Source organism: Paraburkholderia sp. C35, assembly GCF_003121405.1.
Classification (GTDB): domain Bacteria; phylum Pseudomonadota; class Gammaproteobacteria; order Burkholderiales; family Burkholderiaceae; genus Paraburkholderia.
Map to the genome: position 1 here is coordinate 1 of NZ_QBUY01000080.1, position 14,995 is coordinate 14,995.

A 14,995-nucleotide genomic window follows, 5' to 3' on the forward strand; every position below is an offset into this window, starting at 1 on the left:
TCATGCCTGATGACCATAGCGAGTCGGTCCCACCCCTTCCCATCCCGAACAGGACCGTGAAACGACTCTACGCCGATGATAGTGCGGATTGCCCGTGTGAAAGTAGGTAATCGTCAGGCTCCTTACCCAGACAAGACCCCGCCCTCAAAAGCGGGGTCTTGTCGTTTAGGCTGCGTGAATTCGAGTTTGCGGCCTTCGCGCCATGCAGGCCTCGACTGTCGCAGCGACTCTGCTCCGGTTTCGGCCCAATCGCATCTGATCTTCGAAAAAAGGGTGCTCGCAGACGAGCGCGCCATCCTGACTCCACCAAATCTGACCCGCAGCTGTCATTCCGGCCTAGTGCGCCCTTCGCCGATATCTCAAGCGCTCTGCATTCTGTCAAATGCACGGCGAGCGCTCATCGAAGAAACTGCAAGCCCTCACCGATCACTTCTGTTCCAAGAACCTCTGCGCCAGTCGCACCCAATACGTGGCTCCGACGGTTAGCAACTCATCGTTGAAATCGTAGCTAGCGTTATGCAGCATGCACGGCCCGGCCCCATGGCCTGAATCGCGATGTCCACCATCGCCGTTTCCCAGAAACGCGTAGCAGCCTGGCTTCGCGAGCAGCATGAACGAAAAGTCCTCTGCACCCATGGTCGGCTCGACGGAATCGTCGACGTTTGCATCGCCGACGACTTCCTTCATCACCATCGCGGCGAATTCTGCCTCCTTCTTGCTGTTGATCGTCGGGGGATAGTTACGGTGGAAGGACATTTCGACTGAGCAGTCATACGCCTCAGCAGTCGCTTGCACGATCTTGCGCATGCGCGACTCGATCAGATCGAGCGTTTCCGTCGTAAATGTCCGGACGGTCCCGGCAAGCCACGCGCGATCCGGCACGACATTGACGGCATCGCCGGCGTGGATCTGGGTGATCGACAGGACAGCCGTGTCGATTGGCTTCTTGTTCCGCGTGATCACACTTTGCAGTCCATTCGCGATCTGCACCGCCGTGAACACGGGGTCGCGTCCGTTGTGGGGCAAAGCCGCGTGCGAACCGATACCCTTTATCTCAATGCGAAATTCATTGCTGGAAGCCATAATTGGCCCGACCGTGACGCCGAAATTACCCTCCGGCATACCCGGCCAGTTATGAATGCCGAACACGGCATCGACGGGAAAGCGGGTGAACAATCCATCGTCGATCATTGCCTGAGCGCCGGCGCCGCCTTCCTCGGCCGGCTGGAAAATGAACACGATGGTGCCGTCGAAATCACCATGCTTCGCCAGATGCCGCGCCGCGCCAAGCAGCATGGCGGTATGTCCATCGTGGCCGCAAGCATGCATCTTTCCTTCGTTCTTCGAGCGATGATCGAAGGAATTGAGCTCCTGGATCGGCAGTGCATCCATATCCGCGCGCAGGCCAATGGACTTCGCGCCCGTACCGCGCTTGAGCACGCCTACCACGCCGGTTTTTCCGATACCCTCATGCACCTCGATACCCCATTCAGCCAGCGATTTTGCGACCAATGACGCTGTCTGGGTTTCTTCGTATCGCAATTCTGGATTGGCGTGAATTGTTCGTCGAAGAGTCTGAATTTCGCCGCGCGCGGCTTGGATTTCAGGGATCAGTTTCATGATGGATTAAGTGTCTGACGGTGTGCAGTAGCGTCCGCAGAGTCGATTCCGGACGAGGTCGAAATCAATTCTACGCCCATCCCCATTTTTGACCGTCATGTGTCAGATCCCATCGCCGGAACGTAATAAAATCAATGTCTTCATCCCGTGCAGTTCTTCGATACCAACATGAACGCTCCCGCAGAATTCGCCCGTGCCGTCTGTCCGCACGACTGTCCTGATACTTGCGCGATGCGCGTGACGATCCAAAACGGTCGTGCGATCAAGGTCGTTGGCGAACCTGATCACCCGCCGACGCAAGGCGTGCTGTGCACCAAGGTCAGCCGCTACGCAGACCGCGTGCATCATCCGCGACGCCTGACGACGCCCATGCGACGTGTCGGGCGCAAGGGTGAGGGCAAATTCGAGCCGATCAGCTGGGACGAAGCGCTGCGCCTCGCCGCTGATCGCCTGTCGGAAATTGCGCAGCGCGCGCCGGAAGCGATCGTGCCGTACAGCTACGCCGGCACGATGGGCTTCGTTCAGGGCGACAGCATCGCGCAGCGCTTTTTCCACAAGCTCGGCGCGTCGCAGCTGGACCGCACCATTTGCGCGGCGGCCGGCGCGGCAGGCCTCAAATACACCTACGGCGCGAGCCTCGGCATGCTCACGGAGTTTTTCTCCGAAAGCGAAGTCATTCTGATCTGGGGCGCGAATCCGATCGCCTCGAACCTGCATTTCTGGACGCGCGCACAGGAAGCGAAGCGCAATGGCGCGCGACTGATCGCAATCGATCCGTACCGTTCGCTGACGGCGGAAAAATGTCATCAGCACATCGCGCTGAAGCCGGGCACCGACGGCGCGCTCGCGCTCGGCATGATGCACGTGCTGATCACGGAAGACATGCTCGATCACGCCTATATCGCTGACCATACGCTCGGTTTCGATCAGCTCAAGGCGCGTGCGATGGAATACCCGCCTGCACGTGTTGCGGAAATCTGCGGAATCGATGAACAGGTCATCGTCGATCTCGCGCGTCTATACGGCAGCACGAAGAAATCCGCGATTCGACTGAATTACGGGATGCAGCGCGTGCGCGGCGGCGGCACTGCCACGCGAGCGATCGCCTGCTTGCCTTCGCTGACGGGCGCGTGGCGCGAACGGTCGGGCGGTGCGTTGCTTTCGTCGTCGGGCTGGGCGCCCGTCGATTCGCACGCGTTGTCGCGCCCCGATCTGATGCCCGGCTGGCCGTCCAGGCAGCCGCGCGTCGTCAATATGAATGCGATCGGCGACGCGCTGTGCCATGCCGGCGATGCTGTCTTCGGCCCGAAGATCGAAGCGATCGTCGTCTACAATTCCAATCCCGTCGCGGTGGCACCTGACTCCGAGCGCGTCGCCGCCGGCTTTGCGCGCGAGGATCTGTTCACGATCGTGCTCGAACATTTCCAGACCGACACAGCCGATTACGCCGACCTATTGCTGCCCGCTACGACCCAGCTTGAGCACCTCGACGTGCACAAGTCTTACGGTCACACGCACGTGATGGTCAATTTGCCGGCGATCGCGCCAGTCGGCGAAGCGCGGCCAAACACGGAAATCTTCCGGGGTATCGCGCGCGCGATGTCCCTCGACGAACCGGCGCTCTATGAAAGCGACGAAACGGTGGCGTCATCGGCGTTTCGTTGGGATGATCCCTTGCTGCAAGGCTTCAATTGGGAGACGCTCAAGCGTGATGGCTGGGCGAAGCTGAACGTGCCGGATGCGCCCTTTGCCAACGGCGGTTTCCGCACGCCGTCGGGCAAGTGCGAGTTTTACAGCGAGCGTCTCGCGCAAGCGGGCCTCGAGCCGGTGCCGGATTATCTGCCGCCGTACGAATCGGCGGACGGCTCACCTGAACTCGCTGCCCGCTATCCGCTGGCCATGATTTCGCCACCGGCGCGAAACTTCCTCAATAGCACTTTCGTGAACGTCGAAAGCCTGCGGGCGACCGAAGGGCAGCCGCACCTCGACATCCACCCTGACGACGCGCGCGGACGCGCGATCAATGACGGCGATCAGGTGCGTATCTTCAATGATCGCGGCTCGATGCAGGCGCAGGCTCGCGTTACCGACAAGGCGCGCGTCGGTCTGGTGGTCGGTCTGTCCATTTGGTGGAAGAAGCTCGCGCCCGATGGTCGTAACGCCAATCAGGTCACGAGTCAGGCGCTGACTGATCTCGGCGGCTCCGCTACGTTCTACGACTGCCTCGTCGAAGTCGAACGGGCTTAAGTCGTCTGTTGCATGCGCAGCGGACACTTCCGCTGCGCCCTCTGCTGCCTGGTCCGCGCTTTCGAGTGCATCGTCTAACTGGGGGCTTATCCCGAATGTCGACGCCCATGCGCATGCTACGATGCGTTTTTTAGCACGACCATTCGAAAATCACGGAGGAGACGCCGTATGGAAAAAGTCTGGCTGAAATCGTATCCGCCCGGCGTGCCCAAAGACATCGATCCGACCCAATACGAATCGATCACCGAAATGCTGGAGGAGAGTTTCCGCGAAAATCGCGCGAAACCTGCCTTTGCCTGCATGGGCAAGCAGATCACGTACGGCGAGCTCGACAGCCTGTCGACCCGGCTTGCCGCCTGGTTTCAGTCGAAGGGCATCGCGCGCGGCGCGCGCATCGCGATCATGATGCCCAATGTTCTGCAATATCCCGTCGCGCTCGCCGCCAATTTGCGTGCGGGTTACGTGGTGGTGAACGTGAATCCGCTGTACACGCCGCGCGAGCTGGAGCATCAGCTGAAGGACAGCGGTGCGGAAGCGATTATCCTGCTCGAGAATTTCGCGGTGACGCTGCAGGCGATCGTTCGCAACACGGCCATCAAACACATTGTGGTCGCGGCGATGGGCGACCTGATGGGTGCGAAAGGTCTGATCGTCAATTTCGTCGTGCGCAGCGTCAAGAAGATGGTGCCGGCGTGGAGTCTGCCGGGTCACGTTCGCTTCAATGACGCCGTGTCCGCAGGAGCGCGCAGCCAGTTCACGCCCGTGAAGCAACGTCCCGACGACGTCGCGTTTCTCCAGTACACGGGTGGCACGACGGGCGTCGCAAAGGGCGCGACGCTGCTGCATCGCAATCTGGTCGCGAACGTGCTGCAGTCGCATGTGTGGGTCGAACCGGCGCGCAAGAAGCGCGGCGATATCGACCAGTTCGTCACGGTTGTCGCGCTGCCGCTCTATCACGTATTCGCGCTCACCGTGTGCGGCCTGCTGACGATCCGTACGGGCGGCCTCGGCGTGCTGATTCCGAATCCGCGCGATATCGCCGGCATGATCAAGTCGCTGCATGGCTACAAGATCACTACTTTCCCGGCCGTGAACACGCTGTACAACGCGATGCTCAATCATCCTGATTTCGCGAAGCTCGACTTCTCGAATCTGCTGGTCGCGAACGCGGGCGGTATGGCGGTGCAGGAAGCTGTCGCGAACCGCTGGTACGAGCGTACGCATGCACCGATTGTCGAAGGCTATGGTCTTTCAGAAACGTCGCCATGTGTGACCTGCAATCCGACCACGGTCACTGAATATAGCGGCACGATCGGCCTGCCGCTGCCGTCGACGGAAATATCGATTCGCGACGACGACGGTAACGAACTGCCGGCTGGCCAGGCGGGCGAATTGTGCATTCGCGGGCCGCAGGTGATGGCGGGCTACTGGAACCGCCCGGACGAGACCGCGAAAGTGATGACGTCGGATGGCTTCTTCCGCTCGGGCGACATCGCGACGGTGAATGAAGACGGCTTCGTGAAGATCGTCGACCGGAAGAAAGACATGATTCTCGTATCTGGCTTCAACGTCTATCCGAACGAGATCGAAGATGTGGTCGCGAAACATCCTGGCGTGTTCGAAGTGGCCGCCGTCGGCGTGCCGGACGAGCACTCGGGTGAGGCGGTGAAGCTGTACATCGTGAAGAAGGACGATGCTATTACCGACAAGGACATCTTCGCCTACTGCAAAGAACAGCTGACGGGCTACAAGCGGCCGCGCACGGTCGAGTTTCGCAAGGAACTGCCCAAGAGCAATGTCGGCAAGATTTTGCGGCGCGAATTGCGCGATGGAAGGGCCTGACGCAGATCGCTCGAATCAGCGTTTGGAAAGCATTCAGACGGGGAGACCGAGGGCGCGAAGACGGGGATAAAAGTCAGCGCATTACATCAGAGACGGCTCGACGGTTCACACCGTTGGGCCGTTTTTGTTTGTCCAGACGGGACACGACGGGACACGATAAAGCGGTTCGCGGAGGCACCAATAAAAAAGGGCGCCCTAAGGCGCCCTCGAGGGTAACTACGCTTTCACAACTTATTAGAACTTGTGACGGATACCGATGCGAGCCGTGAACTGGTTGTCGTTCGACGAAGCCGACAGGCCGTTGATCGCTGCGACAGCCGACTTGCCCGTCGAGTCCGTGCCCGAAGCGTGCTGGTACACACCCGTGATGTACACGTCCGTGCGCTTCGACAGGAAGTAATCGACGCCAGCCGAACCTTGGTGGTACTTGGCCGAATCGTTGCCGTTCAGGCTGCTGCCGCGCGTGTAGTCGTACGCTGCGCCAACCAGCAGGGCCGGGGTCAACTGATACTTGAAGTTGATTTCGCCGTTGTTGAACGTAGCCGTCTGGCCCGTGAACGTCGCGCCGCCGATGTCGTAGAACTTCACGTTCGAGTACGTTGCACCGATCGTTGCTGCGCCGATCGTGTACGCGCCGCCTGCACCGATAACCTGGTACGTATGAGCCGATGCGTAGCCCGAGTAAACCGGCGACGTGACAGTCGACAGCGTTGCCGTTGCCGTGTTGTTGCCGAACAGCGAAACGTTCGGGTTACGAACGTTCAAGTAACCAGCGCCCAAGACCAACGGACCGTTGTTGTAGCCAACGCCAGCCGAGAAGATCTGGTTACGCGAGTAGTCGCCAGCAACGCCGCCCAGGCTGTACAGACCGCCGAAGGTCAGGCCAGCGTAGTTTGCGCTCGTGAACTTGATCGCGTTGTTGACGCGGTACGCGTTGTTGAAGTTGTCCAGATCGCCCGGGTGAGCAGCGATGTAGCCGCCCCACTGGTCGCCTGCTTCGAGCGGGCCGACGTAGTCGACGACGGAGTCGTACTGACGACCCAGCGTGACCGTACCGAACTGGCTGCTCAGGCCGACGTAAGCCTGACGACCGAACATCAGGCCGCCTTGACCCAGCTTGCCGCTGTTCACGTCAAAACCGTTTTCCAACACGAAGACTGCCTTCAGGCCACCGCCCAGGTCTTCCGTGCCACGCAGACCCCAACGGCTGCCCTGCAGAACGCCGCTCGACAGGTTGTACAGGTGGCTGCCGCCCGAGTTGGTGTTGATGTTAAAACCTTCATCAATAATGCCGTACAGCGTCACGCTGCTCTGAGCGTGAGCGACGCCAGCAAACGCGCCCAATGCTGCGAGAGCGAGAAGCGACTTTTTCATCGAAAGATCTCCAAGGAATTGCGAATTATTTTCAAGCGAGGCAAGTATTTATGTGCGTTGCGACCTCGCGTAACTTCATTCAGAAGTTGCCGTGTAATGTAACAGCGACACCTAAGCGCACAAAGAAAAAGCAGGGCGGCAATCGGACCGCTGTTTCGTTTACGCAACATGATCTAAAATCCAGAATCGGCCATCGGGAACGCTTCGGAATTTTCTTTGCCATCGGCCGCAAAGCCTTGTTGGACAAGGGTTTGCGCGAAGCGGTCGGCGCGCCGGATCGTGGAGGCCACAATGTTGCTTGATGAGTTGATTAATGAGTTCGATCGGGGTTTACGCTCAATGACCGGGGTGTCGCGTATGTCGCGACCGCTACCCGTTCCGCCCGCATCTATTGAGCATGTCGAACTGACTGATGAAGAGCGTGCGCATGCAGCAGGACTGATGCGCGTGAACCACGTCGGTGAAGTGTGCGCACAGGCGCTGTATCAGGCGCAAAAACTGGCGACGCGTTCGCCCACGCTTAAAGAGGCATTCGAGCACGCTGCGCGCGAGGAAGAAGATCATCTCGCATGGACTTACAAGCGGCTGGAAGCACTCGATTCCCGTCCAAGTCTGCTCAATCCACTCTGGTATGCTGGCGCCCTCGCGATCGGTTTTGCGGCAGGCCGGCTTGGTGATCGGGTTAGCCTGGGTTTCATGGCGGAGACGGAGCGTCAGGTGGAGCTTCATCTGGATGGCCATCTCACTACGCTGCCCGAAGGCGATCACGAATCGCGTGCGATCGTCGAGCAGATGCGTATCGATGAAGCCGCGCATGGCAAGGCCGCGACGGACGCCGGCGGTGTCGAGTTGCCGTTCCCGGCGCGTGCGCTGATGCGGGCCGCGTCGAAGATCATGACCCGCACGGCCTATCGTGTTTAATCCGCGTTTGACCCACGTTTAACCCGGCCCATAGTTAATCTGTACGAAGTGGGAGGCGCACCTCGCGCCGCCCTGGAAATTCGCTCCAAACCTGCACATTTCCCGCGCTTTTCGTCCTCCAAGAACGCTTTCATTCCACGCTCTTCCCTCGGACTTTTCACGTATCACCTTCACAAGGTTCGTTAGTTCATTCATTTATAACGATTTTCTGTTTTTAGGCGCTACCTGAGCAGACGTCGCTAAGTCCTTGTTCTAGCAAACAAAATTCGTCAAAAAACCACGTGTCTCCCTTGACCGGTGTTGGGGGTTACTCTAAAGTGGGAGACAGTGTGAGAAAGTGTATTTTTGTGTGATCCAACGCGCTTTCTCCAGTAAATTTCCAGAATCGGGCGACATTTTTCGGCGCCCTGACAAAAGGGGAGTGAAGTGTTCCAAGGGGCGTCAGCGCTGACACTCGATGCGAAGGGGCGGATGTCCGTCCCGTCTCGCTATCGGGATGCGCTGCAAGGACAGGCAGAAGGCCGGGTGACCATCACGCGTCATCCGGACGGCTGCCTGTTGCTTTTTCCGCGCCCCGAATGGGAAGTCTTCCGCGCCAAGATCGTCGCACTGCCAATGGAAGCGAAGTGGTTTCAACGTATTTTTCTCGGCAGCGCCGCGGACGTCGATCTGGATACGGCCGGCCGCGTGCTCATCGCGCCGGAGTTGCGTCAGGCCGCCAAGCTGGAAAAAGAAGTGATGTTGCTGGGAATGGGAAGCCGGTTCGAGATCTGGGACAAGGAAACCTACGACGCGCAGGAACAGGCGGCGATGTCGCAGGGCATGCCCGAGTCTCTGAAGAACTTCACTTTCTGACCGCAGGTAAAAGATATGGCGCCTGCGATGGGTAACGGATTGCAGCATCGCACGGTGCTGCTCGATGAAGCGGTGAATGCGCTCGTCACGCGCACGGACGGTATCTATATAGATGGCACGTTCGGGCGTGGCGGACATAGCCGCGCGGTACTGGGAAAGCTGGGTGAAGCGGCGCGTCTGATCGCGTTCGACAAAGACCCGCTGGCTATCGCCACCGCGCAGCAAGTCGCCGATCCGCGCTTCGAGATCGTGCATGAGAGTTTCGCATCACTGCGCGACGCGATGAGCGAGCGCGGGGTAGGGCGTGTGTCGGGTGTGTTGCTGGATCTGGGCGTGTCGTCGCCGCAGTTCGACGACCCGGAGCGGGGTTTCAGTTTCCGCGCCGACGGCCCGCTCGATATGCGGATGGACCCGACGCGCGGCGAGTCTGCTGCTGACTGGCTGGCGCGGGCCACGGTGCAGGAAATGACGGAGGTGATACGAGATTATGGGGAAGAACGGTTTGCTTTTCAGATTGCAAAGGCGCTTGCTGCTCGCCGGGCAGAGTCCGACCGTCTTGGGCCTCTCGTCACCACGGGCGAGCTTGCCCAAATCGTGGCAAACGTCGTCAAAACCCGTGAGAAGGGTAAGGACCCGGCAACCCGCACCTTTCAAGCTATACGGATTCACATCAATCAAGAGCTTGCGGAGCTGCAAGTCGTACTAGAAGCAGCATTGTCGTTGCTGGAGCAAGGGGGGCGGCTGGTCGTGATCAGCTTTCATTCGCTCGAAGACCGGATCGTCAAGCGGTTCATGCAGACGCACTCGAGTGCGCCTGCCGTGGATCGCCGTCTGCCGATCCGCGCTGTCGATCTCCCCAGCCCGCCGCTCAAACTGATAGGCCGTGTATTCGCCAGCGACACTGAAGTCGCCGAGAACCCGCGCGCCCGTTCCGCCGTGATGCGCGTTGCGGAGCGGATCGCGCCATGAACCGTCTCAACATCTTCCTGCTGATCGTCGTCATGGGTTGTGCGCTTTCCGTCGTCAACGCGACCAATCAGCAGCGCCAGTTCTTTATCCAGTTGCAGCGCGCCCAATCGCAGGAGCGCCAGCTGCAGCAGGACTACTCACAGCTTCAATATCAGCAGAGCGCGCTGTCGAAGACCTCGCGCATCGAGCAGATCGCCACTGACTCTCTGAAGATGCAGGGCGCCACCACGGGCCGCACGCAATATCTGACGCTCGACGCCGGCGCTGCCAAGGCTGAAGACGCACCGATTCCCGTTTCGGCGCCGAACCCGGCGTCGGCCACGAAAGCGCGCGGGGTGACGCGATGAAGAAATCGTCGAACAAGAACAAGAGCGTCGCGTTCTCGGCGAATCCGATTCTGTCGGTGCGCCTGCCGATGTGGCGTTCGAAGCTCGTCGTCTTCATGCTGTTCATGGCGTTCGTCGCGCTGACGGCGCGCGCGTTCTGGATCCAGGGTCCGGGCAACGGGTTCTATCAAAAGCAGGGCGAAAGCCGCTATCAGCGCCGCCTGGAACTGCCCGCCACGCGCGGCAAGATTCTCGACCGTAACGGCCTCGTGCTCGCGACCAGCCTGCCCGTGCGCGCGATCTGGGCGATTCCCGAATCGGTGCCGGACGATCTCGGCGCCGACAAGCTCGCCGATCTCGCCAAGCTGCTCGACATGACGCAGCCGGAACTGCGCAAGAAGCTGTCGGAAGACAAGACCTTCGTCTACGTGAAGCGCCAGGTGCCTGTGGACGTTGCCGCGAAAGTGGAAGCGCTCAACATTCCCGGTATCTATCAGCGTAACGAATACAAGCGCTTCTATCCGGAAGGCGAGATCACGGCTCACCTGATCGGCTTCACGAACGTCGAAGACGAAGGCCAGGAAGGCGTCGAGCTCGGCGACCAGAAAATGCTTGCAGGCATGTCCGGCAGCCGTCGCGTGATCAAGGACCGTCTCGGCCATATCGTCGAGGACGTGGACGAGCAGGTCGTGCCGCACAACGGAACGGACGTCGATCTCTCCATCGACAGCAAGATCCAGTACATCGCGTACACGAACCTGAAAGCGGCCGTGCAGAAGTTCAAGGCCAAAGCGGGCGCGGCGATGGTGATCGACGTGCAGACGGGCGAAGTGCTCGCGCTGGTCAATTATCCGACCTATAACCCGAACGATCGCTCGCACCTGACGGGCGATCAGCTGCGCAACCGCATCCTGACGGACACGTTCGAACCTGGCTCGATCATGAAGCCGTTCACGGTGTCGCTCGCACTCGACCTGCATCGCGTTACGCCGACTACACTGGTGGATACAGGTGGCGGCCGCTTCGTGCTGGACGGCGCGCCGATCACCGACGATTCAGGCTTCGGCGTGCTGACGGTGGGCGGCGTGATCCAGAAGTCGAGCAACATCGGCGCGACCAAGATCGCGATGCAGTTGCGTCCCGAAGAGATGTGGAACATGTACACCAGCATCGGTCTCGGCCAGGCGCCGAAGGTCGGTTTTCCGGGTGCGGCGGCGGGTCGTTTGCGTCCGTGGAAGAGCTGGCGCCGTATCGAACAGGCAACCATGTCGTACGGCTATGGCCTGTCGGTGTCGCTGTTCCAGCTGGGCCGCGCCTATACGGCGATCGCACACGACGGCATGGTCATGCCCGTGTCCATCTTCCGCACGCCGAAAGACCAGCCCGTGGTTGGCTCGCAGGTTTTCTCGCCGACTACCGCGCGTGAAGTTCGCACGATGCTCGAGTCCGTGGTGTCGGCGCAAGGCACGTCGCCGGATGCGGCGGTGCCGGGTTATCGCGTGGGCGGCAAGTCGGGTACGGCGTACAAGCACGTGGGCCGCGGCTACGACCACAGCAAGTATCGCGCGTCGTTCGTCGGCATGGCGCCGATGCCGAATCCGCGCATCGTGGTGGCCGTGTCCGTCGACGAACCGACGGCGGGCAGCCACTTCGGCGGCCAGGTGTCGGGCCCCGTGTTCTCGTCGATCGCCGGCGATACGCTGCGCTCGCTGAATGTGCCGCCCGATCAGCCCGTCAAGCAGATGGTCGTATCGGACGAAGTGAATCCCGCCGCGGCTGCGGCAGCATCGCAGCCTGCCGCGAATGGTGCGAAGAAGCTGCCGACGCACGCCGCACCGAAAAAGCTGCAGATTTCAGACAACACGAAGAACCGCCCCGGAGTAGTTAGATGAGTGCGCTGCGTTCTTCTCATCCGGCGCAACAGCAGATTGCTGACGCGCTAGCCTGGCTGCGCGCACACGTGCAGCCAGGTGCACATTTGCACGCCGATACCCGCAAGATTGCGGCTGGCGACGTGTTTCTCGCGTACGCCGTCGATGGCGCGGACAACCGCGCGTTCATCGCGAACGCGATCGAGCGCGGCGCGGCCGCTGTGCTGGTGCAATCGGATGGTTTTGCCGGCGATATCGATGCCGCGACGACGCTCGCCGTGCCGCATCTTAACGAACTGGCAGGCACGATTGCGAGCGCGTGGTACGGCAATCCGAGCGACGCGATGCGCGTGATCGGCGTGACGGGCACGAATGGCAAGACCTCCTGCACGAACTGGATTTCGGCCGCGCTGACGGCGCTCGGCCAGCCGTGCGCGATCATCGGCACGCTCGGCAGCGGCATGCCGGGTCACCTCGTGCACACGGGCTTTACGACGCCCGACGCGCCGCAACTGCAGCACAGCCTCGAACAGTTGCGTGCTGCGGGCGCGAAAGCGGTGGCGATGGAAGTGTCGTCGCATGCGCTGCATCAGGGACGCGCGAATGGCACCGCGTTCAGCGTCGGCGTGTTCACCAATCTCACGCAAGATCATCTCGACTATCACGGCACCTTCGAAGCGTACGAAGCTGCGAAGGCACGCCTGTTCGCATGGCCGGAACTGAAGTCCGCCGTCATCAATGCCGATGACGAAGCGGGCCGTCGACTGATCGCGAGCACGAAAGGCCGCGCGAAGACGATTGCATACTCGCTTCAGCCGCACGCCGATGTGCAGGCCGACGCATCGATCGTCGCGTCGAAGGTGCGCGCGACGCCGACGGGTACGGCATTTCATATCGCGTCGGACTGGGGCAATGCCGACATCGAGGTCAACACGCTTGGCCTGTTCAATGTCAGCAATCTGCTCGGCGTGCTCGGCGCGCTGCTCGCCTCCGATGTGCCGTTCGACGCAGCCGTCGCGCAACTGACGAAGCTCGAATCGGTGAATGGTCGCATGGAGCGACTCGGTGGTCGCTTGCAGAACGATGAACCGCTCGTCGTGATCGACTACGCACACACGCCCGACGCACTCGAACAAACGCTGAAGGCGCTGCGCCCGATCGCGGACGCGCGCAGCGGCAAGCTGGTGTGCATGTTCGGCTGCGGCGGCGACCGCGATGCGACCAAGCGTCCGCTGATGGGCGCGATCGCGGAGCGCTGCGCCGACGGCGTAGTCGTCACGAGCGACAACCCGCGCAGCGAAGATCCGCAAAAGATCATCGATCAGATCGTGGCTGGCATGAAAGACGCGTCGAAGGCGCGCCGTATCGAAGACCGTGCGAGCGCGATCTTGCAAGCGGTGCGTTGTGCCGCGCGCGAAGACGTCGTCGTGCTGGCGGGCAAGGGTCACGAATCGACGCAGGAAATCATGGGCAAGAAGCGCGCGTTCTCGGATCAGGATCACGCACGGCTCGCGCTCGCGGCTCGCGCGACGCATGCACGCGGAGGTGCCGAATCATGATGTTCACGCTGCGTGAAGCCGCCGCGATGATTCCGGGCGCAACGGTGACGGGCGATGATTCGATCCGTTTCGAGCGCGTCTCGACGGATAGCCGCACCTGCGGTCCCGGCGATCTGTTTGTCGCGCTGAAGGGCGACCGTTTCGACGCGCACGATTTTCTCGCCGACGTTGCCGCGCGCAATGTGAGCGCCGTGCTCGCGGCGCGCACGCCGGACAACTTCAATGTGCCCGTGTTGCGCGTGACGGGCGACACGCGTGTCGCTTTGGGCGCGCTCGCTAACGGCTGGCGCCGCCGTTTCGATATGCCCGTCGTTGCCGTGACGGGCAGCAACGGCAAGACGACTGTTAAGGAAATGATCTCGTCGATCTTCGCGGCGGCTGTCGGCGAATCGGCGCGTCTTGCAACAGCGGGCAACTTCAACAACGACGTTGGCTTGCCGCTGACGCTGTTCCGTCTGAGCGATGTGCACAAGCTGGCCGTCGTCGAACTCGGCATGAATCATCCGGGTGAAACGGAACTGCTCGGCAAGATCGCCGCGCCGACCGTCGCGGTGGTCAACAACGCGCAGCGCGAGCATCAGGAATTCATGGCGACGGTCGAAGCCGTCGCGCTCGAACACGCAAGCGTGATTCACGCTCTGGCAAAAGATGGCATCGCCGTGTTTCCCGCAAACGATACGTACGCCGGCATCTGGCGCGTCGCGGCAACGGGCAACCGCATCATCGATTTCGCGCTCAATACCGACGAACGCACGACGGAAGCTGCTGTCCAAGGCTCGCTCGATGGCAATCAGTTGAGCATCGATACGCCGGAAGGTCATGTCGACGTCACGCTGCAAGTGCTCGGCGCGCACAACGCGCACAACGCACTGGCGGCGACGGCAGCGGCGCTCGCATCGGGTGTGTCGCTCGACGCGATCAAGCGTGGTCTCGAAGCATTTGGTGCAGTGAAGGGCCGCTTGCAGGTGAAGCGTGCCGTGCTCGGCACGATGGCCGGCGCAACGGTGATCGACGATACATACAACGCGAATCCCGATTCGATGCTCGCTGCCATCGACGTGCTCGCTGCACGTCCATCGCCGCGCGTGCTGGTGATGGGCGACATGGGTGAAGTCGGCGACAACGGTCCGGCGTTTCATCGTGAAGTCGGTGCGTATGCAAAGGAACGCGGCATCGACGCGCTGTACGCGATGGGCGACGCGTCGCGCGACGCCTGCGCCGCCTACGGTACCGAAGCACACCACTGCGACGACGTGAACACGCTCGTCGCGCAATTGCAGCAGGCCGGTTATGGCTCGGCTGCAACGTATCTCGTGAAAGGCTCGCGCTTCATGAAAATGGAGCGCGTGGTGGACGCCGTAACGAGTCCACAACCCGCTGCACCGGGCGCGACGCCCGGCGCACACTGAAA

At 61.0% G+C, this 14,995-nt stretch carries 12 protein-coding genes and 1 rRNA gene; 11 read left to right on the forward strand and 2 right to left on the reverse strand.

Going from position 1 to position 14,995, the window contains the following annotated elements:
• Positions 1-5 precede the first annotated feature (5 nt).
• Positions 6-119, forward strand: a 5S ribosomal RNA gene (gene rrf / locus DK391_RS32025).
• Positions 120-426: 307 nt separating this feature from the next.
• Here the strand turns inward: rrf and DK391_RS32030 are convergent.
• On the reverse strand, positions 427-1,620 hold the full coding sequence (locus DK391_RS32030) for a M20 aminoacylase family protein (RefSeq protein WP_109482021.1): 1,194 nt from the start codon (positions 1,618-1,620) through the stop codon (positions 427-429).
• 168 nt (positions 1,621-1,788) lie between these two features.
• Here DK391_RS32030 and DK391_RS32035 point away from each other — a divergent pair, with 168 nt between their 5' ends.
• Positions 1,789-3,867: a molybdopterin oxidoreductase family protein gene (locus tag DK391_RS32035; RefSeq protein ID WP_109482052.1), complete on the forward strand. Its 2,079-nt coding sequence runs from the start codon at positions 1,789-1,791 to the stop codon at positions 3,865-3,867.
• 168 nt (positions 3,868-4,035) lie between these two features.
• Positions 4,036-5,709: a long-chain fatty acid--CoA ligase gene (locus DK391_RS32040; RefSeq protein WP_109482022.1), complete on the forward strand. Its 1,674-nt coding sequence runs from the start codon at positions 4,036-4,038 to the stop codon at positions 5,707-5,709.
• A 234-nt stretch (positions 5,710-5,943) separates the two neighbouring features.
• On the opposite strand, the gene DK391_RS32045 is transcribed toward DK391_RS32040, so the two are convergent.
• Entirely contained in the window at positions 5,944-7,083 is a 1,140-nt protein-coding gene (locus tag DK391_RS32045; RefSeq protein ID WP_109482023.1) for a porin, read from the reverse strand.
• Positions 7,084-7,133: 50 nt separating this feature from the next.
• On the opposite strand from DK391_RS32045, the gene DK391_RS44525 reads away from it, so the two are divergent.
• The 8 genes from DK391_RS44525 (at position 7,134) to murF (ending at position 14,993) form a co-directional block, all read left to right on the forward strand.
• Positions 7,134-7,385 carry a hypothetical protein gene (locus DK391_RS44525; protein ID WP_162600963.1) on the forward strand — a complete coding sequence of 84 codons (252 nt, stop codon included), beginning with the start codon at positions 7,134-7,136 and terminating at the stop codon, positions 7,383-7,385.
• The gene (gene coq7, locus DK391_RS32050) at positions 7,375-8,004 is read left to right on the forward strand and encodes a 2-polyprenyl-3-methyl-6-methoxy-1,4-benzoquinone monooxygenase (protein ID WP_109482024.1); all 630 of its coding nucleotides are present in this window, start codon (positions 7,375-7,377) and stop codon (positions 8,002-8,004) included. The genes DK391_RS44525 and coq7 overlap by 11 nt, the downstream gene beginning before the upstream one ends.
• A gap of 426 nt (positions 8,005-8,430) precedes the next feature.
• Positions 8,431-8,859 (forward strand): division/cell wall cluster transcriptional repressor MraZ, encoded by a 429-nt coding sequence (mraZ, locus tag DK391_RS32055; RefSeq protein ID WP_009771045.1) that lies wholly within the window; start codon positions 8,431-8,433, stop codon positions 8,857-8,859.
• 15 nt (positions 8,860-8,874) lie between these two features.
• Positions 8,875-9,828 (forward strand): 16S rRNA (cytosine(1402)-N(4))-methyltransferase RsmH, encoded by a 954-nt coding sequence (gene rsmH / locus DK391_RS32060; protein WP_109482025.1) that lies wholly within the window; start codon positions 8,875-8,877, stop codon positions 9,826-9,828.
• Complete coding sequence (gene ftsL, locus DK391_RS32065; protein ID WP_109482026.1) at positions 9,825-10,175, forward strand: cell division protein FtsL; 351 nt, start codon at positions 9,825-9,827, stop codon at positions 10,173-10,175. The genes rsmH and ftsL overlap by 4 nt, the downstream gene beginning before the upstream one ends.
• Entirely contained in the window at positions 10,172-12,046 is a 1,875-nt protein-coding gene (locus tag DK391_RS32070; protein ID WP_109482027.1) for a penicillin-binding protein 2, read from the forward strand. Before ftsL ends, DK391_RS32070 begins: the two co-directional genes overlap by 4 nt.
• Positions 12,043-13,584: a UDP-N-acetylmuramoyl-L-alanyl-D-glutamate--2,6-diaminopimelate ligase gene (locus DK391_RS32075; RefSeq protein ID WP_109482028.1), complete on the forward strand. Its 1,542-nt coding sequence runs from the start codon at positions 12,043-12,045 to the stop codon at positions 13,582-13,584. The genes DK391_RS32070 and DK391_RS32075 overlap by 4 nt, the downstream gene beginning before the upstream one ends.
• Entirely contained in the window at positions 13,581-14,993 is a 1,413-nt protein-coding gene (gene murF / locus DK391_RS32080; protein ID WP_109482029.1) for a UDP-N-acetylmuramoyl-tripeptide--D-alanyl-D-alanine ligase, read from the forward strand. Before DK391_RS32075 ends, murF begins: the two co-directional genes overlap by 4 nt.
• The last annotated feature ends 2 nt before the right edge of the window (positions 14,994-14,995 follow it).